The sequence below is a fragment of the Streptomyces sp. NPDC127106 genome, from assembly GCF_042677605.1.
In the GTDB taxonomy this organism is placed as follows: Bacteria; Actinomycetota; Actinomycetes; order Streptomycetales; family Streptomycetaceae; genus Streptomyces.
This window is the reverse complement of record NZ_JBHXTC010000006.1, coordinates 1-17,518: the sequence shown is the minus strand read 5'-3', so window position 1 is coordinate 17,518 and position 17,518 is coordinate 1. Positions and strand designations below refer to the sequence as shown.

Sequence of the window (17,518 nt, the reverse complement as noted above, 5' to 3'; positions counted from 1 at the left end):
GCGCGTTGGGGTTTGGGGGGGGGTTTTTTTTTTGCACCCCCCCCCCCCCCCGGGGGCCCCCCCCCCGCGCCGCGGGGGGGGGGGGCCCCCCCCCCCCCCCCCCTGCCGCATCAGCGCGCTGCGTGTCAGGTCGTGCGCCGCCTGCGCGCGCCGGGGCGGCGCTCGCTCGGTCGGGACACGGTCTCGCCGGCCGCCCGGGCCGCCTCGCGGCGGGCGGCGCCGTACTCGGCGAGGGCCTCGGCGAGCTTGCTGACGCTCGGCTCCGGCGAGAGGACGTCGACGCGGAGCCCGTGCTCCTCGGCGGTCTTCGCGGTGGCCGGGCCGATGCAGGCGATCACGGTCACGTTGTGCGGCTTGCCCGCGATGCCGACCAGGTTGCGGACGGTCGAGCTGGACGTGAAGAGAACGGCGTCGAAGCCGCCGCCCTTGATCGCCTCGCGGGTGTCCGCCGGTGGCGGCGAGGCCCGCACGGTCCGGTAGGCGGTGACGTCGTCGACCTCCCACCCGAGCTCTATCAGGCCCGCGACCAGGGTCTCCGTCGCGATGTCGGCGCGCGGCAGGAAGACGCGGTCGATGGGGTCGAAGACCGGGTCGTACGGCGGCCAGTCCTCCAGCAGCCCGGCCGCGGACTGCTCCCCGCTGGGCACCAGGTCGGGCTTGACGCCGAACTCCACCAGCGCGGCGGCGGTCTGCTCGCCGACCGCCGCGACCTTGATGCCCGCGAAGGCCCGGGCGTCGAGCCCGTACTCCTCGAACTTCTCGCGGACCGCCTTGACCGCGTTGACCGAGGTGAAGGCGATCCATTCGTAGCGGCCCGTCACCAGGCCCTTGACCGCGCGTTCCATCTGCTGCGGGGTGCGCGGCGGCTCCACGGCGATGGTCGGCACCTCGTGCGGGACCGCGCCGTACGAACGCAGCTGGTCGGAGAGCGAAGCGGCCTGCTCCTTGGTGCGCGGTACGAGAACCCGCCAGCCGAACAGCGGCTTGGACTCGAACCAGGCCAGTTCATCGCGCCGCGCGGCGGCGCTGGGCTCCCCGACCACGGCTATCACGGGGCGGCCGCCCTCGGGCGAGGGCAGGATCTTGCCCTGCTTGAACACCTGGGCGATGGTGCCGAGGGTGGCGTTCCACGTCCGCTGCCGGGTGGTCGTGCCGGCGACGGTCACGGTCAGCGGCGTGTCGGCCCCGCGCCCGGCGGCGACGAGTTCGGCGCAGGCGGCGGGCACGGTCTCCAGCGTCGCGGAGACGACCACGGTGCCGGTGCTGGCGCCGACCTCGCTCCAGCAGCGGGCGGAGGCGTTGCGCGCATCCACGAACCGCACGTCGGCGCCCTGCTCGCCGCGCAGCGGCACACCCGCGTAGGCGGGTACGCCGACGGCGGTCGCGACACCGGGCACCACCTCGAAGGGGATTCCGTCGGTGGCGCAGGCGAGCATCTCGGAGGCGGCGTTGCCGTCGAGTCCGGGGTCGCCGGTGACGGCACGCACGACCCGCCTGCCGGAGCGCGCGGCCTCCATGACAAGATTGGCCGCGTCCCGGATCACCGGTACACCGGCGGCTGCTGACGCCTCGTCAGCAATCGTCAGCTGCGGCGTGTCCACTCCGGCGCGCGCGTGCGTGCGGACGACCTCGAGCACCTCGGGTTCCGCGATCAGCACGTCGGCGGAGGCGAGCGCCTCCACGGCGCGCAGCGTCAGCAGACCCGGATCGCCGGGGCCGGCGCCGAGGAAGGTGACGTGCCCGTGGCCTGCGGCGGCGACCGGAAGAGCGGAGGTGGTCGGACGTGAGGGGTTCAAAGGGATCGCTCCCCCATCAGACCGGCCGCGCCCTTCGCCAGCATCTCGTCCGCGAGTTCGCGGCCGAGCGCCATGGCTTCGTCGTACGACTGGGGCACGGGTCCGGTGGTGGACAGCTGCACGAGCGTGGCGCCGTCGAGGGTGCCGACGACGCCGCGCAGGCGCATTTCATTGACAATCTCCCCGGCGGCCTGGGAGTCCCCTCGCTCGAGCGGAGCCGAGAGCGGGGGAAGGTCGGCGAGCGCGCCCACGGGGGCGCTGCAGCCGGCCTCCAGGGCGGCGAGGAGGGACCGCTCGGCGGTCACGGCGGCCCGGGTGTGCGGGTCGTCGAGCCGGCCGAGGGCGGCGATGAGGTCCGTGTCGGACGCGAGGCACTCGACGGCGAGGGCGCCCTGGCCGGGGGCGGGCAGCACGCTGTCGACCGGCAGGTATTCGGTGACCTCGGCGCTGCGGCCGATCCGGTTGAGGCCGGCGGCGGCGAGTACGACGGCGTCGAGCTCTCCGCTGCGGACGTAGCCGATGCGGGTGTCGACGTTCCCCCGGATGGCGACGGTCTCGATGCGCTTGCCGAGGGCACGCGCATGGTGGTTGAGCTGCGCGGTGCGGCGCGGCGAACCGGTGCCGATGCGGGCTCCGTCGGGCAGCTGCTCGAAGGTCAGGCCGTCGCGGGCGACGAGCGCGTCGCGCGGGTCCTCGCGCGGCGGCATGGCCGCGATCACGAGGTCGTCGGGCTGTGCGGTCGGCAGGTCCTTGAGCGAGTGGACGGCGAAGTCGACCTCGCCGCGCAGCAGGGCGTCGCGCAGGGCGGTGACGAACACGCCGGTGCCGCCGATCTGCGCGAGGTGCTCGCGGGACACGTCGCCGTACGTGGTGATCTCCACGAGCTCGACGGGGCGGCCGGTGATCTCCCGGACCGCGTCGGCGACGTGGCCGGACTGGGACATGGCCAGCTTGCTGCGCCTCGTGCCGAGCCGGAGGGGCTGGTCGGACCGTGAATTCATGATGCCCGTCCTGAGTCGTGGTTCTGGTCTGCCGTGCCGGCTGCGCCTGCTGCGGCGGTCGCGCCGGGGGTGCCGGCCGCGTCGGCCCGGCTGACGGAGGCCACCGTCTGCGGGTCGAGGTCGAAGAGTTCCCGCAGCGCTTCGGCGTACCCGGCGCCGCCGGGCTCGCTGGCGAGCTGTTTGACGCGCACGGTCGGCGCGTGCAGGAGCTTGTCGACGACGCGGCGGACGGTCTGGGTGACCTCGGCCCGCTGCCGTTCGTCGAGCTCGGGCAGGCGTCCGTCGAGGCGCGCGACCTCCATGGCCACGACCTCGGCGGCCATCGCGCGCAGGGCGACGACGGTCGGGGTGATGTGCGCGGCACGCTGGGCGGCGCCGAACGCGGCGACCTCGTCGGCGACGATGCCGCGTACGGCGTCGACGTCGGCGGCCATCGGCGCGTCGGCGGCGGCCTCGGCGAGGGACTCGATGTCGACCAGGCGGACGCCGGGGATGCGGTGCACGGCGGCGTCGATGTCGCGGGGCATGGCCAGGTCGAGCAGGGCCAGCCGGACGGGGGCGCCGTCGGCGTGGCTGCGGGTGCCGCGGCGGGGCTGTCGCTGGGCGGCGGCCTCGCCCTGGTCGGCCCAGGTGCCGTGGAGTTCGAGGGCGTTGGCGTCGACTCCGGTGAGCGCGGCGCGGCCGGCGGGAGCCGGGGCGTCGACGGGGCAGCCGTCGCGGTCCGTGCCGGGGCCGGTGGCGCCGGCGGCGGTGATGGTGCGGGCGCCTCCGGCGTCGGCGAGGCGGCCGCCGGCCGCGGCGACGGCGGCGAGGCGGGCCACGACCTCGGGGTCGAGCCCGGCGACGGCCGGCTCGGCGGTGGCGGTGGCCTGTTCGGGGAGGAGGCCGGCCGGGCCGCCGTCCGCGACGGCGGTGGCGATGTCCTCGCCGGTCAGGACGAGTCCGGTGGCGCCGGTGCAGGAGACGACGACGTCGACTCGTGTCAGCTCGCCGGCGACGCCGGCCATGGGCACGGCCCGGGCGGCCACCCCAGTGCCTGAGGCAACCAGAATCTCGACCAATCGGTCCGCGCGCTCCACGGTCCTGTTCGCCACGACGATCTCGGCGACGCCGGCCCGCGCGAGGGTGGCGGCGGCCAGCGAGGACATCGAGCCGGCGCCGATCACGAGGGCGCGCTTGCCGGCGGCCCAGGCCTCGACGGTCTCGCGGCCGGCGGTCAGCTGCTCCAGCCCGAAGGTGACGAGCGACTGCCCGGCCCGGTCGATGCCGGTCTCGGAGTGGGCGCGCTTGCCGACCCGCAGCGCCTGCTGGAAGAGGTCGTTGATGAGGCGGCCGGCCGTGTGGAGCTCCTGGCCGAGGGCCAGGGCGTCCTTGATCTGGCCGAGGATCTGGCCCTCGCCGACCACCATCGAGTCCAGGCCGCAGGCCACCGAGAAGAGGTGGTGGACGGCGCGGTCCTCGTAGTGCACGTACAGGTAGGGGGTGAGCTCCTCCAGGGCGACCCCGCTGTGCTGGGCCAGCAGCGTGGACAGCTCGGCGACGCCGGCGTGGAACTTGTCGACGTCGGCGTACAGCTCGATGCGGTTGCAGGTGGCGAGGACGGCCGCCTCCGTCGCGGGTTCCGCGGCGACGGTGTCGTGCAGCAGCTTCACCTTGGCGTCGGCGGACAGCGCGGCGCGCTCCAGGACGCTGACGGGGGCGCTGCGGTGGCTCAGGCCTACGACGAGCAGACTCATGCCGGCATCACCGCCGGGACGTCGCCGTCGGGGCCGCTCTTGCGGGTGCCGGCAGCGGGGGACGCGGCGGTGCGGGGTGCCTGGGCGGCGGCCGGGTCGGTGCCGGCGGCGGGGGCGGCCGGGAGCGCGCCCGTGTCGCCGGCCGGACCGGTGCCGGGCTCCTCGCCGGCCTTGCGCTGCTCGTGGAAGGCCAGGATCTGCAGCTCGATCGACAGGTCGACCTTGCGCACGTCGACGCCGTCCGGCACGGAGAGCACGGTCGGCGCGAAGTTCAGGATGGAGGTGACGCCGGCGGCGATCAGGCGCTCGCTGACCTGCTGGGCGGCGCCGGCCGGGGTCGCGATGACGCCGATGGAGACACCGTTCTCCCGGATGATCTTCTCCAGGTCGTCGGTGTGCTGGACGGGCATGCCGGCGACCGGCTTGCCGGCCATGGCCGGGTCCGCGTCGATGAGGGCGGCGACCCGGAAGCCGCGGGAGGCGAAGCCGCCGTAGTTGGCGAGGGCCGCGCCGAGGTTGCCGATGCCGACGATGACGACGGGCCAGTCCTGGGTCAGGCCGAGCTCGCGGGAGATCTGGTAGACGAGGTACTCGACGTCGTAGCCGACGCCGCGCGTGCCGTAGGAGCCCAGGTAGGAGAAGTCCTTGCGCAGCTTGGCGGAGTTGACTCCGGCGGCCGCCGCGAGTTCCTCGGAGGACACCGTGGGCACCGAACGCTCGGAGAGCGCGGTGAGGGCGCGCAGGTACAGCGGAAGCCGGGCGACGGTGGCCTCGGGGATACCTCGGCTGCGGGTCGCCGGTCGGTGAGTTCGGCCAGTTGCCACGATGCTCCTGCGGGATGAGCGGGGCTGAAGGCGGTCACTCGTCCCTGGACCGCCCCGTCGACAGCAGGCTATGTCTTTGTGAACGCGTGCACAAAGATTGTGTCCGCTTTGTCCGACCAAAGTGACCGGGGTCACGCGGTCCGGGCGGAGGGGGCAGGGGCCCACAACGTACCGAACCCGTTCAAATCCAGTGGGGGGCAAAACGGTGCACACTCCTCATGAATACGCCCCCGAGACCCCACAAATCGCCCATGATGGTAACCGGCCGAACGGTCAGCCCTGCAACGCCCGGCGCAGCCGGTCCGGGTTCACCCTCCAGAAGGTGTGCTGTTCCCCGTCGATGAGCACCACCGGGATCTGCTCCCAGTGCCGCCGGTAGAGCTCCTCGTCCTGCGTGATGTCCTTCTTCTGCCACTGCGCCCCGACTTCGGCGCACACCTCCTCGACCACCGCCTCGGCGTCGTCGCAAAGGTGGCACCCGGGCTTCCCGACGAGGGTGACCAACCGCTCGGCGGGACTCTTCTTTTCCTTACGGCGCAGCAAAGGGCTCATGGGCCCCATTCTCCCGCGCCCGCACGTCACACCGCGGCACCGAAGAGTTCACGCGCCCGGCATCGCCGCGGTTCGGGAACTCCCGAACACAATGGCTATGCTCGCGTCATGGCCGCTCTGGGATGGCTCACCCCCCGTAGGCGCTCCGCCACCGCGCGGAGCGTACTGGCAGGCGAGGCCTCGGCCGAGGCCGCCCGCAAGACCGCACAGGCCCTCGAAGCGGAGGCCGCCCCCGGCCCCGTCGCCGCGGAGGAAGAGGCGCCGCAGGCCGGCGAGCCGGAGTTCCCCGTCGCGGGCGATGCCCTCGCCGCCGCCTTCTTCGACCTCGACAACACCGTCATGCAGGGCGCGGCGATCTTCCACTTCGGTCGCGGCCTGTACAAGCGGGAGTTCTTCCGCCGCCGCGAGCTCGCCCGCTTCGCCTGGCAGCAGGCCTGGTTCCGGCTCGCCGGGGTCGAGGACCCCGACCACATGCAGGACGCCCGCGACAGCGCCCTGTCCATCGTCAAGGGCCACCAGGTCAGCGACCTCATGGCGATCGGCGAGGAGATCTACGACGAGTACATGGCCGAGCGGATCTGGCCGGGCACCCGCGCCCTGGCCCAGGCCCACCTCGACGCCGGCCAGAAGGTCTGGCTCGTCACGGCCGCCCCGGTGGAGACCGCCACGATCATCGCGCGCCGGCTCGGCCTGACCGGGGCGCTGGGCACGGTCGCCGAGTCGGTCGACGGCGTCTACACCGGCCGCCTGGTCGGCGAGCCGCTGCACGGCCCGGCGAAAGCGGAGGCGGTCCGCGCGCTGGCCACGGCCGAGGGGCTCGACCTCGCGCGCTGCGCCGCGTACTCCGATTCGCACAACGACATTCCCATGCTGTCACTGGTCGGGCATCCGTACGCGATCAATCCGGACACAAAACTGCGCAAGCATGCCCAGGAGCACGACTGGCGGCTGCGCGACTATCGGACCGGCCGCAAGGCCGTGAAGGTCGGCGTCCCGGCGGCCGCCGGGGTCGGTGCGATCGCGGGCGGCGCGGCCGCCGCCATCGCCCTGCACCGCCGCCGCAAGTAGCCCGGCACGCACCCGCCTTCGGGCCGCCGCCTGCACCGGAGCAGGCCCGGGCCCGCCCCGCCGTCCGCCCGACGGTTCCCTGTCCACCGCCCGGCGGACATTCCCTCTCCCTTACCCGCGCCCACGCGAGGGCACGCACGCATGCCCGACTCGGTCGCGAGCCAGCGCGGAACCGCCCATTCCGAGTCGCGAAGCGATCGGCAACCGATCACGAATTGCGACCGAAAACGCCTTCGACACGCAACAGAAGTGTCGGAATCGATGATTTGAGCAACTGGGTGTAGTGCTGCCTGTACGAAGCGTTATTCTCCTCAGACGCATGCCGCCGCCCATCTGTCGCCACGACGGGTGAACGGTCTCGCACTGCACGTGATGGAAGCTCTGCCTCTGGGAGTCCCGTGTACCCACCTGTCGGGGTTGACGCCTCGGGCCTGGCTACGCTGCGCGCAACGGTCCTCGGCCACCTGCGCGGCTTCGTCCCCACCGCGTACGCCGTACCCGCCTTCGCCGCCGGCCTCGGCCCGGCCGGCCCTTGCTATGCCCTGGCCGACGGCGGAGCGACGGTGGGCAGACGCGGTCGCACGGGCGGCGGCACCGCGACCGGCACGAACACACCGGCCGCGCGCCGCCCCACCGCGGACAGCGACCAGGCCCGCATGATGGACCTGGTCGAACGCGCCCAGGCCGGCGAGGCCGAGGCGTTCGGACGGCTCTACGACCAGTACAGCGACACGGTCTACCGGTACATCTACTACCGCGTCGGCGGCAAGGCGACCGCGGAGGACCTCACCAGTGAGACCTTCCTGCGCGCGCTGCGCCGCATCTCCACCTTCACCTGGCAGGGCCGCGACTTCGGCGCCTGGCTCGTGACGATCGCCCGCAACCTGGTCGCCGACCACTTCAAGTCCAGCCGCTTCCGCCTCGAAGTGACCACGGGCGAGATGCTGGACGCCAACGAGGTGGAGCGGTCCCCCGAGGACTCGGTCCTGGAGTCCCTCTCCAACGCGGCCCTGCTGGAAGCCGTCCGCAAGCTCAACCCCCAGCAGCAGGAGTGCGTGACCCTCCGCTTCCTCCAGGGCCTGTCGGTCGCCGAGACCGCCCGGGTGATGGGGAAGAACGAAGGCGCCATCAAGACCCTCCAGTACCGGGCGGTGCGCACCCTGGCCCGCCTGCTCCCCGACGACGCCCGCTGAGCTTGTCCCCCGCCGGACCGCGCCGCCCACCCGCAGTGCCGCCCCTCCCCCCACCCCTCCCGACCGTCGCACCATCCACACAACCGGTGACCCCTCGATGACGCTGTGGTCCGATCATCCTTCGTCCGTAACCCAACTGCCGCGCCGCTCGTTGTGCGGAATGCAGGCTCCCTTTGGACACGCCCTGCCGAAAGCCGCTCACTCGAAAGTGTGGATGTGCTCAAGGAAGGCAACCTTCCGGACACCTTGGGGAGTCGATCGTCATGACGAGAGGAGGTGCCGCCAGTGATCGCGAACGTGACTCCGCACCGGCGGGCGAACGCCTTCGCCCAGGCCCTGGAGGATCGGAACCCAGCGTCCGACCTTTCCGAACGGGACCCGGCGGCCGAGCAGTCCGAGGCACCTGCCGAACCTGCCGACCACGAGCGGTTGTTGGCCCTGGCGAGCGTGCTCGGCGACCTGCCGCGCCCGGTGCTGGACCCCGAGGTCAAAGTGGTGCAGCGAGCACAGCTCGTCGCCGCCATGGAGGCCATGGTGATGGAGGAGAGAGCCGGAGGCGGTGCCGCCCCGGACCCTCAACTGCCCGAACAGCGGGCCGGCCGCGGCGCCCACCGGGCGACACCGCTCCGGAAACTGCGGCCCCGCTCCCGCTGGTCCAAGGGCATCGCAGCAGGCGGCCTCACCGTGGGTGTGGCCGCGGGGGCCTTCAGCGGCGTGGCCGCTGCCAGCACGGACGCCCTGCCCGGTGATGCCCTCTACCCCGTCAAACGGGGCATGGAGGACCTGAAGCTCGGTATGGCCGACGAGGACGCCGACCGGGGCGAGCTCTACCTCGACCAGGCGTCCAACCGCCTGTCGGAGGCCCGCAGACTCATGGAGCGCGGCCGCTCGGGCGCGCTCGACCACGAATCCCTCGGAGCCATCCGCCGTGCCCTCGCGGGCATGAAGCACGACGCGGCGGAGGGCCACCGGCTGCTCCAGGCGGCCTACGAAAGGGACGGCTCGCTCGGCCCGATCCAGGCACTGTCCACGTTCTCCCGGTCGCACCGGGACGCGTGGGGCAAGCTGCGCGGCCAACTCCCGGCCCAGCTCACCGACGTGGGCGGGGAGGTCGAGTCGGTGTTCCAGGCCATAGACGATGACGTGGCACCCCTGCAGAGCCTGCTCCCCAAGCCCCCGGAACCCAGCGGGGGCACGGGCGGGGCACCACCGCAGCCGAGCGCCCCGGCCGGACAGCAGCACTCCGCGCCCGGAGCCGGCGCCAGCGCACCCCCGGCCAGCCAGGCTCCGGCCACCCCGCCCCCCGCCGGAAAGTCGTCCCCGGCCCCGGGCGGCCTCCTCGGCGGCGCGGGCGACCTGCTCCACCCTCCGGCGGGCCAGAGCCCCCCTGCCCCGTCGCCCTCGCCGGAGGCGGCACACCCGGAGATCACCCTCCCGCCCCTACTCCCGGGTCTCCTCCCGGGCCTGGGCCTGTCAGCGGAGGATGCCGGCTAGGGCACACCCGGCGCCGCATGACGAGGTGCCCGGCCCCTGCGGGGGCCGGGCACCTCGTCATGCCGTGTTCCCGTGCCGTGTTGCGGTGACCGTCAGAAGAAGACGGACCTACGCTGCACCAGCAGCTTGTAGAGCGTGTGCTGGATCTGCTCGCGCACCTCGTCCGTGAGGTTGAACATCAGCATCGGGTCCTCCGCCGCCTCCGGCGGATACCCGTCCGTCGCGATCGGCTCCCCGAACTGGATCGTCCACTTCGTCGGCAGCGGCACGGCACCCAGCGGCCCGAGCCACGGGAACGTCGGCGTGATCGGGAAGTACGGAATCCCCAGCAGCCTCGCGATGGTCTTCGCGTTGCCGACCATGGGGTAGATCTCCTCCGCCCCGACGATCGAGCACGGCACGATCGGCGTGCCGGCCCGCAGCGCCGTCGACACGAACCCGCCCCGCCCGAACCGCTGGAGCCGGTACCGGTCCCCGAACGGCTTCCCTATCCCCTTGAAGCCCTCGGGCATGACCCCGACCAGTTCCCCGGCCTCCAGCAGTCGCTGGGCGTCCTCCGAACACGCCAGGGTGTGCCCGGCCTTGCGGGCCAGCTCGTTGACGACGGGCAGCATGAACACCAGGTCCGCCGCCAGCAGCCGCAGGTGCCGCTGCGCCGGGTGGTGGTCGTGCACCGCCACCTGCATCATCAGCCCGTCCAGGGGCAGCGTCCCGGAATGGTTCGCGACGATCAGCGCCCCGCCTTCGGCCGGGATGTTCTCGACGCCCCGGACCTCGACGCGGAAGTACTTGTCGAACAGGGGCCGCATCAGGGACATCAGGACCTGGTCCGTCAGCTCCCGGTCGTAGCCGAACTCGTCGACCTCGTACTCCCCCGTGATGCGCCGCCGCAGGAACGCCAGCCCGCCCGCGAGCCGCCGGTCCCAGCCCGGCCGCCCACCCCCGCCCGGGCCGGCCTCGGAACCGGCCCGGCCGGCTGCGCCCCCGGCGGGCTCCCCGGCCGGCACGACCGCAACGGCCGCCTCCGGCGTCGGCGCCGGAGCGGGCACCGCCCGGACCCGCCGGGTCCCGGTGACCCGCCGGCGCGGCCGGTCCTCGTCGAACGGAATGACCTTGGCGTCCGCCACTATCGCTGCGCTCCCTCTTCGGCGCCGGCAACCCCGACGTTCAGCACCCGCGCGACCCGGTCGACGGCCTGCCCCACCCGATCCGGCGGCAGCAGACCGTTCCCGCGGCTGCGCGCGAAGTCGGCGAAGGTCTCGGCGGTCGTGTACATGGGCTTGAATCCCAGCACCTCCCGCATCTGCGCGGTCTCCACGACCCGCCCGTGCGTGAGAAGTCTGATCTGCTCGGCCGAGAACTCCGTCACGCCGACCGCCCGCAGGGCCGCCCCCACCCACGTCACCGCGGGCAGCGCCAGCGGCACCGTCGGCCGGCCCAGCCGCCGCGCGCACTGCGACAGCAGCAGGACGCCGTCCCCGGCGATGTTGAACGTACCGCTGTTGAGCGTGCCGCGCCGGGACTCCTGCGCCGCCATCCGCAGCACCTCCAGCACGTCCTCCTCGTGGACGAACTGCAGCCGCGGGTCATAACCGAACACGGTCGGCAGGACGGGCATGGAGAAGTACTCGGCGAGCGCGGAGTCCGCGTGCGGCCCCAGGATGTTCGCGAAACGCAGCACGCACACCGCGACATCGGGCCGGCGGCGCGCGAAGCCCCGTACGTACGACTCGACCTCGGCGGCGTCCTTCGGGAAGCCACCCGGCGGCTGCGTCTTCGGCTGCGTGGTCTCCGTGAAAACGGCCGGATCCCGTGGGGCGCCCCCGTACACGCTGGTGCTGGACTTCACCACCAGGCGGCGTACCGTCGGGGACTTCTGACAGGCGCCCAGCAGCTGCATCGTCCCGATGACATTGGTCTCCTTGACGGCGCTGCCCATGCCACCGGTGCCGGCGCTGCCCCCGGTGACCGCGAGGTGCACCACCGTGTCGACGGCGTGCTCGGCGAGGACCCGGGCGATCGAGGACTGCCTGATGTCCATCCGGACGAACTCGGCCGACCCCAGGCTGCGCGGCGGCGGGGTCGCGTCGACCGCGATCACCCGTTCGACCTCGGGGTCCCGCTGGATCCGCCGCACGAAGCGGCCCCCCAACTGCCGGGCAACCCCGGTCACGAGCACGACCTTACCCACGAGCCCAGCGCCTCCCTCGTCGTCCCCGCCTGTCCCGGCTACACCACAGCCCCTCCACCCAAGGATGGTGGAGGGGCTGCGGAGAACACGTACAGCTGCCGTTTACTTCTTGTTACGGCGCTGGACGCGGGTGCGCTTGAGCAGCTTGCGGTGCTTCTTCTTCGCCATCCGCTTACGCCGCTTCTTGATAACAGAGCCCACGACTACCCTCGCTCACTTCTCGGAACATCCCCGCGCCCGCGGGGATCGGTGCGGGGCGTCTGGGCCCACACGACCTACGTCGGCCTAGCCTACCCGCCCAAGCTCGGAGCTTGTAATCCGAGCCGTCCTCAAAGTGACCCGAAGGTGTCGCGGGCCCCACTCTCAGGCCGACTCCACCCCCACATAGGACTCTCGGAGGTACTCGTGAACCGCGTTCTCGGGGACCCGGAAGGACCGGCCCACCCGGATTGCGGGCAGATGACCGTTGTGCACCAGGCGGTACACGGTCATCTTCGACACTCGCATCACCGAGGCGACCTCCGCCACGGTCAGGAACTGAACCTCACTGAGAGGCCTCTCGCCAGCAGCCATGACACACCTTGACCTTCCGCGCATGACGGGCACCGGCTTCCCCTCCGGTTACTCCTCGTCGTCGCACGCTCACTCCCCAGAGTAGGGGCGTGTGATACGAGTGGGGAAGAGGAGCTACGGCCACTCCTGCGCGCCCGGCAGGCGCGCCCGGTCCAGTAGATACCGTGTGAGCGGCCGGTAGTAGTCCGCGCGCACCGCGTCATCAAGCGGAACAGCGACCGATACGCGCCCCTCGGCCTCGCCGACGAACAGCGCCGGATCGTCCGTATCCGCCAGCCCGATGGCCTCCACACCCAGCTGACCTGCACCGCAGACCCACCCGTGGTCCCCGACCACCAATTCCGGCAGCGGTCCACCTCCCTCCGCGAGCGCGCCCAGCGCGATCCGAACCGGCAGCGGTGAATGGGTGTGCGCGCCGGTGGCACTGGCAGGGGGCCGCGCGCCGGGCTCTCGCACCAGCGCGACCCCCCGTACGTAATCGAGGCTGTGCGTGCGTACCCCGAACCGGGTCGCTATGTCGACACGTACCCCCTGCGCCGGGGTGAGGACATCACAGCCGGCCGCCGACATCGCCCGCGCCAAACTGGCGTAGAACCCCAGGAGACGGTGAGGGTGACCGGTGCCGAACAGAACGGGCGCCCGCGCCGCGGCCACTGCCCGCAGTCGTTCCGCGAAGGCCTGTAACGCCGTCAGCGTCCGCTCCGGATCGATCACGTCCGGCCCGCTGACGTGCGTCGGATCCGCCGAGACCCCGCATTTCTGCGCCATCAGCCCCAGCAGCTCACCCTCGCCCCAGCGGCGTTCCGGATCCAGCCCCAGCAGCACGCGCGGATCCCCGGCCGCGAACAGCCGGTAGCTGCGCAGGCTCTCCTCCCGGGAGGTGGCGACGGGCCCGGCCAGGCGGGCGGCCAGCAGATGCGCACGCAGCGCGCCGGTGCTCAACACGCTCCGATGCTGCCGCAACGCCTCTGTCGGATCCTCGATTCCGGCCGAGCGCCCCACCGTTGGCGTAACGATGCGGCAGACTGCGGCGGCCGGCCCCGGCCTGGCCCGGCCAGCCGGCCGGGCTGCTACGTGAGCATGCCGCGCAGGGGGAACACCGCCCGCCGCGTGGCCAGGACCGCCTGGTCGACCCGGTCGGCCGGGTCGTAGCCCGCCTCCCAGTCCCGCCAGGCGACCGTCCGCCCGTCCGTCATCCGGCCCGGCGCCAGCTGCCGGGTCCGCGCGTACACCTCGTCCCGCCAGGATGCCGGTACGGCCGATTCCGGGTCCACGGGCCGGTGCGCCGCGATCCCGACCAGGTGGGTCCACGACCGGGGGACGACGTCCACGACCGCGTACCCGCCGCCGCCCAGCGCCAGCCACTTTCCGCCGGCGTGCTCGTGCGCGAGCCGGTGGCAGGACTCCTGTACGGCGCGCTGCGCGTCCAGCGACACCGCGAGATGTGCGAGCGGGTCCTCGAAGTGCGTGTCCGCCCCGTGCTGGGTCACGAGGACCTGCGGCCGGAAGTCGGCGAGCAGTTCGGGCACGGTCGCGTGGAAGGCGCGCAGCCAGCCCTCGTCGCCGGTGCCGGCCGGCAGGGCCACGTTCGCCGCGGAGCCCTCGGCGGCCGGCCCGCCCGTCTCGTGCGGCCAGCCGGTCTGCGGGAACAGGGTGGCCGGGTGCTCGTGCAGGGAAACGGTCAGGACCCGCGGGTCGTCCCAGAACACTTCCTGCACGCCGTCCCCGTGGTGCACGTCCACGTCCACGTACGCGACCCGCTCCGCCCCGAGTTCCAGCAGCCGCGCGATCGCGAGGGCCGCGTCGTTGTACACGCAGAACCCGGAGGCCCCGCCCGGCATCGCGTGGTGCAGCCCGCCCGCGAAGTTCACCGCGTGCTCGGTCTCGCCCCGCCAGATCGCCTCCGCGGCCGCCACCGACTGGCCGGCGATCAGCGCGGACGCCTCGTGGATCCCGGGGAAGGCCGGGTCGTCGACCGTGCCGAGCCCGTACGAGCCGTCGGCGTTGCCCGGGGCGGCGGACACCTCGCGGACGGCGGCGACGTAGTCCTCCCGGTGCACGAGCCGCAGGGTGGAGTCTCCGGCCGCCGGGGCCGAACGCACCTCCACCTCCCGGTCCAGCCCGAAGGCCCGTACCAGACCCATGGTCAGTGCCAGGCGCACCGGATCCATCGGATGGCTCGGCCCGAAGTCATACCCCGTGACCGCCTCGTCCCACATCAACAACCCGCGGCTGCTCATGCGGGACACCGTATCGGGCGCCTTCCGCGCCGAACGAACGGGCGTGCAGAAGCGTCATCAGCACCAACACCGCCGGCACGAGCATCGCCCCCCGGTAGCTCCAGGCGTCGCCCAGTGCGCCGACGAGCGGCGAACCGACCAGGAAGCCCACGTAGTTGAAGATGTTCAGCCGGGCGACGGCCGTGTCGGAGGATCCGGGGAACAGCCGCCCCGCGGCCGCGAAGGTCTGCGGCACGATCACGCACAGCCCGAGCCCGAGCAGGGTGAACCCGGCCATCCCCGCCCACGGGCCGGGCGCAGCAGCGACGACCGCGAACCCGCCGGCGGCGAGCAGCGTCCCGGCCCGTACGACGGCCGCCGCGCCGAACCGGCGCACGCCCAGGTCTCCGACGGCCCGGCCGAGCAGTGTGGTGACCATGTAGACGTTGTAGGGGACGGTCGCCAGCTGCTCGGAGCTGCCCAGGACGTCCTGGAGGTATTTGGCACTCCAGTGGGAGACGGTCGAGTCCCCTATGTACGCGCACGCCATCACGAGGCACAGCGGCAGCAGCGGCCGGAAGCCGCGGGCCTGCGGCTCCTTCTCCTTCTCCTTGCCGGGGGACGCCGCCACCTCCTGCCCGGTGGCGTAGAAGCGGCTGCCGGCGAGGGCGAGCGGCAGGAGCACCGCCACCGCGGGCAGGTAGGAGGTGAAGAGCCCCAGCTGCCAGTGCGCCCCGGCCCAGGCTGCGGAGGCCCCGACGATCCCGCCGAGGCTGTAGGCCGCGTGGAAGCCGAGCATGATGCTGCGGCCGTACGCGTGCTGGAGGCTGACGCCGAACATGTTCATGGACGCGTCGAGCGCGCCGACGGCCAGCCCGAACGCCCCGAGGGCGGCGGCCGCGTGCCACAGGGAGTTCCCCGCACCGACGCCGAGGAGGGCCAGCAGGACGAGCGGCTGCGACCACCGCAGGACGGCGGCCGGCCCGACCCGTCGGACGAGGTGCTCGGTGGCGACGCTGGCGGCCGCGGCAAGGATCGGCACGGCGGCCAGGAACACGGGCAGCAGCCCGTCGGATATCCCGTACCGGTCCTGGATCGCGGGGATCCGCGTCACGAGGAGGGCGAAGGTGACGCCCTGTACGAAGAAGCTGAACCCCAGCGCGCCGCGCCCGCGCCGCAACCGCAGATCGTGCGTCATGGCGGCACAGCGTAGGCGCGGGCCCTACCGGTGGGTAGAGATCTCACACGGGTAGTTCGAGCAGGGCGGGCAGCTCCTTCATGTCGGCGAAGTGGGCGGTGGCCCCGGCGAGCCGCTCGACCGGCATCATGCCGGTGAAGCCGTACACGTCCATGCCGGCGGCGACGGCGGCCCGGACGCCGAGCGGGCTGTCCTCGATGACGGCGCAACGCGCCGGGTCCACGCCCATGGTGCGGGCGGCGTGCAGGAACAGGTCGGGGGCGGGCTTGCCCCGGCCGACGTCCTGGGCGCTGAAGATGACGTCGCCGCCGAACCAGCGGGTGAGCCCGGCGGCCCGGTGCCCGACGCGGATCCGCTCGTGGCTGCCGGAGGACGCCAGACAGTAGGGCACGCTCTGCGCGGTGAGCGCTTGGAGCACCTCGACGACGCCGGCGACGGGCACGAGCTCGCGCTCGAACGCGGCGAACGTCCGCGCGTGCAGCGTCTCGTCGAAGTCGGCCGGCAGCCGCTGCCCGGTCCGCTCGTGGACGAGGTCGTGCACCCGGTGCAGGGCGCCGCCCATGTAGTCGCGGATCGATTGCTCGTAGCTGGTCGGATGCCCCAACTCGGTCAGATACCCGGCGAGGATGGTGTTGGCAAGCGGCTCACTGTCCACCAGCACACCGTCGTTGTCGAAGATGACGAGGTCATAGCCCATCCCCCTAACGTAGACGCCCACCCCACGCCGGCTTGGAACCAGGAGATGCCCATGGCCGACCCCATGCCCGAGCAGATGCGTCGGCTGCACGCGTTCGCGGAGCACCTCGCGGAGCTCGCCGAACACCAGGAGGACCGCTGGAGGGTGGAGACCGCCGAGAGCCGGATCGTTCTCACGATGACGAACCCCACCGCGGCCCGTGGCCTCAACGTCGTACGACTGCGCCGGCAGATCGAGGCTCAGACTCCCGAGGCCATCGCCCTCAACGACACGAACATGGGCGATCCGGAGACCGGCCTCACCAAGGTCCCCGACCTCATGGTCATCGCGGAGGAGGACGTGGACGACACCGCGAAGGCCATCAACTCACGCGACGTGCTGATGGTCGTGGAGGTCGTCTCCCGTACGAACTCCCTCACCGACATCCGCGACAAGCTGCACGACTACCCGAAGATGGGGGTGCCGCTGTACGTCGTCGTGGACCCGCGCAAGGACAAGAGGACGGTCACCGTGCACAGTGACCCCTCCCGAGGGCCCGACGGTATCCGCTACCGCAAGAAAGTCCCCTACGCCTTCGGCGACACCGTCACCGCCGGCCGCTGGACCCTCGTCACGAGCAGCCTCAAGAGCTACCTCGCCGACTGGTAGGCGCGGTCGGCCCTGGCCGTAAACGCAGAAAAGCCCCGCACCACACCCTGAACGGGCTGGTGCGGGGCTTCCCGCAATGATTGTTCGGCGGCGTCCTACTCTCCCACAGGGTCCCCCCTGCAGTACCATCGGCGCTGAAAGGCTTAGCTTCCGGGTTCGGAATGTAACCGGGCGTTTCCCTAACGCTATGACCACCGAAACACTATGAAGTTGAACTCAAGCCGGCATGGCGAGTTCGTTGCTTCAGAACTAACACAGTGGACGCGAGCAACTGAGGACAAGCCCTCGGCCTATTAGTACCAGTCAGCTCCACCCGTTACCGGGCTTC

Annotated in this window: 17 protein-coding genes and 1 rRNA gene; 4 read left to right on the top strand and 14 right to left on the bottom strand. The window is 72.3% G+C overall.

The window, feature by feature from the left end; translation table 11 throughout:
• Positions 1–125: 125 nt before the first annotated feature.
• From ACFVGY_RS08260 to ACFVGY_RS08240, 5 genes are all read right to left on the bottom strand, one after another.
• Positions 126–1,796: a uroporphyrinogen-III synthase gene (locus ACFVGY_RS08260; protein ID WP_385672921.1), complete on the bottom strand. Its 1,671-nt coding sequence runs from the start codon at positions 1,794–1,796 to the stop codon at positions 126–128.
• A complete protein-coding gene (gene hemC / locus ACFVGY_RS08255) occupies positions 1,793–2,797 on the bottom strand; it encodes a hydroxymethylbilane synthase (protein WP_385672918.1) in 1,005 nt (334 codons plus the stop codon). The genes ACFVGY_RS08260 and hemC overlap by 4 nt, the downstream gene beginning before the upstream one ends.
• A complete protein-coding gene (locus tag ACFVGY_RS08250) occupies positions 2,794–4,533 on the bottom strand; it encodes a glutamyl-tRNA reductase (protein ID WP_385672915.1) in 1,740 nt (579 codons plus the stop codon). Before ACFVGY_RS08250 ends, hemC begins: the two co-directional genes overlap by 4 nt.
• A complete protein-coding gene (locus ACFVGY_RS08245; protein WP_385672912.1) occupies positions 4,530–5,357 on the bottom strand; it encodes a redox-sensing transcriptional repressor Rex in 828 nt (275 codons plus the stop codon). Before ACFVGY_RS08245 ends, ACFVGY_RS08250 begins: the two co-directional genes overlap by 4 nt.
• 273 nt (positions 5,358–5,630) lie before the next feature.
• Positions 5,631–5,918: a glutaredoxin family protein gene (locus ACFVGY_RS08240; RefSeq protein ID WP_385672909.1), complete on the bottom strand. Its 288-nt coding sequence runs from the start codon at positions 5,916–5,918 to the stop codon at positions 5,631–5,633.
• A 99-nt stretch (positions 5,919–6,017) separates the two neighbouring features.
• Here ACFVGY_RS08240 and ACFVGY_RS08235 point away from each other — a divergent pair, with 99 nt between their 5' ends.
• From ACFVGY_RS08235 to ACFVGY_RS08225, 3 genes are all read left to right on the top strand, one after another.
• The gene (locus ACFVGY_RS08235; RefSeq protein WP_385672906.1) at positions 6,018–6,977 is read left to right on the top strand and encodes an HAD family hydrolase; all 960 of its coding nucleotides are present in this window, start codon (positions 6,018–6,020) and stop codon (positions 6,975–6,977) included.
• Between the two features lie 398 nt (positions 6,978–7,375).
• Positions 7,376–8,170 (top strand): ECF subfamily RNA polymerase sigma factor, BldN family, encoded by a 795-nt coding sequence (locus ACFVGY_RS08230; RefSeq protein WP_385672903.1) that lies wholly within the window; start codon positions 7,376–7,378, stop codon positions 8,168–8,170.
• A 285-nt stretch (positions 8,171–8,455) separates the two neighbouring features.
• On the top strand, positions 8,456–9,664 hold the full coding sequence (locus tag ACFVGY_RS08225; protein ID WP_385672900.1) for a DUF5667 domain-containing protein: 1,209 nt from the start codon (positions 8,456–8,458) through the stop codon (positions 9,662–9,664).
• A 92-nt stretch (positions 9,665–9,756) separates the two neighbouring features.
• Here ACFVGY_RS08225 and ACFVGY_RS08220 read toward each other — a convergent pair whose 3' ends face one another.
• From ACFVGY_RS08220 to ACFVGY_RS08185, 8 genes are all read right to left on the bottom strand, one after another.
• Positions 9,757–10,791 carry a lysophospholipid acyltransferase family protein gene (locus ACFVGY_RS08220; protein WP_385672897.1) on the bottom strand — a complete coding sequence of 345 codons (1,035 nt, stop codon included), beginning with the start codon at positions 10,789–10,791 and terminating at the stop codon, positions 9,757–9,759.
• Complete coding sequence (locus tag ACFVGY_RS08215) at positions 10,791–11,921, bottom strand: NAD-dependent epimerase/dehydratase family protein (RefSeq protein WP_385673407.1); 1,131 nt, start codon at positions 11,919–11,921, stop codon at positions 10,791–10,793. Before ACFVGY_RS08215 ends, ACFVGY_RS08220 begins: the two co-directional genes overlap by 1 nt.
• Positions 11,922–11,957: 36 nt before the next feature.
• A complete protein-coding gene (locus ACFVGY_RS08210; protein WP_003948845.1) occupies positions 11,958–12,056 on the bottom strand; it encodes a 30S ribosomal protein bS22 in 99 nt (32 codons plus the stop codon).
• 162 nt (positions 12,057–12,218) lie between these two features.
• Positions 12,219–12,428 (bottom strand): helix-turn-helix domain-containing protein, encoded by a 210-nt coding sequence (locus ACFVGY_RS08205; protein WP_008738568.1) that lies wholly within the window; start codon positions 12,426–12,428, stop codon positions 12,219–12,221.
• 114 nt (positions 12,429–12,542) lie between these two features.
• A complete protein-coding gene (locus tag ACFVGY_RS08200; protein ID WP_385672894.1) occupies positions 12,543–13,373 on the bottom strand; it encodes a phosphatase in 831 nt (276 codons plus the stop codon).
• A gap of 125 nt (positions 13,374–13,498) precedes the next feature.
• Positions 13,499–14,668 carry an acetoin utilization protein AcuC gene (locus ACFVGY_RS08195; protein ID WP_385672891.1) on the bottom strand — a complete coding sequence of 390 codons (1,170 nt, stop codon included), beginning with the start codon at positions 14,666–14,668 and terminating at the stop codon, positions 13,499–13,501.
• Positions 14,619–15,845 (bottom strand): MFS transporter, encoded by a 1,227-nt coding sequence (locus ACFVGY_RS08190; RefSeq protein WP_385672888.1) that lies wholly within the window; start codon positions 15,843–15,845, stop codon positions 14,619–14,621. Before ACFVGY_RS08190 ends, ACFVGY_RS08195 begins: the two co-directional genes overlap by 50 nt.
• Before the next feature lie 43 nt (positions 15,846–15,888).
• On the bottom strand, positions 15,889–16,542 hold the full coding sequence (locus ACFVGY_RS08185) for an HAD family hydrolase (protein WP_385672885.1): 654 nt from the start codon (positions 16,540–16,542) through the stop codon (positions 15,889–15,891).
• 51 nt (positions 16,543–16,593) lie between these two features.
• Here ACFVGY_RS08185 and ACFVGY_RS08180 point away from each other — a divergent pair, with 51 nt between their 5' ends.
• Positions 16,594–17,190 carry a Uma2 family endonuclease gene (locus ACFVGY_RS08180; RefSeq protein WP_385672881.1) on the top strand — a complete coding sequence of 199 codons (597 nt, stop codon included), beginning with the start codon at positions 16,594–16,596 and terminating at the stop codon, positions 17,188–17,190.
• An 82-nt stretch (positions 17,191–17,272) separates the two neighbouring features.
• On the opposite strand, the gene rrf is transcribed toward ACFVGY_RS08180, so the two are convergent.
• Positions 17,273–17,389: ribosomal RNA gene (gene rrf, locus ACFVGY_RS08175) — 5S ribosomal RNA — on the bottom strand.
• Positions 17,390–17,518 lie beyond the last annotated feature (129 nt).

Coding starts and splice junctions, on each gene's coding strand:
- hemC (WP_385672918.1), bottom strand. CDS start 2,797: ATGAATTCACGGTCCGACCAGCCCCTCCGGCTCGGCACGAGGCGCAGC.
- ACFVGY_RS08250 (WP_385672915.1), bottom strand. CDS start 4,533: ATGAGTCTGCTCGTCGTAGGCCTGAGCCACCGCAGCGCCCCCGTCAGC.
- ACFVGY_RS08240 (WP_385672909.1), bottom strand. CDS start 5,918: ATGGGGCCCATGAGCCCTTTGCTGCGCCGTAAGGAAAAGAAGAGTCCC.
- ACFVGY_RS08235 (WP_385672906.1), top strand. CDS start 6,018: ATGGCCGCTCTGGGATGGCTCACCCCCCGTAGGCGCTCCGCCACCGCG.
- ACFVGY_RS08205 (WP_008738568.1), bottom strand. CDS start 12,428: ATGGCTGCTGGCGAGAGGCCTCTCAGTGAGGTTCAGTTCCTGACCGTG.
- ACFVGY_RS08195 (WP_385672891.1), bottom strand. CDS start 14,668: ATGAGCAGCCGCGGGTTGTTGATGTGGGACGAGGCGGTCACGGGGTAT.
- ACFVGY_RS08190 (WP_385672888.1), bottom strand. CDS start 15,845: ATGACGCACGATCTGCGGTTGCGGCGCGGGCGCGGCGCGCTGGGGTTC.
- ACFVGY_RS08185 (WP_385672885.1), bottom strand. CDS start 16,542: ATGGGCTATGACCTCGTCATCTTCGACAACGACGGTGTGCTGGTGGAC.
- ACFVGY_RS08180 (WP_385672881.1), top strand. CDS start 16,594: ATGGCCGACCCCATGCCCGAGCAGATGCGTCGGCTGCACGCGTTCGCG.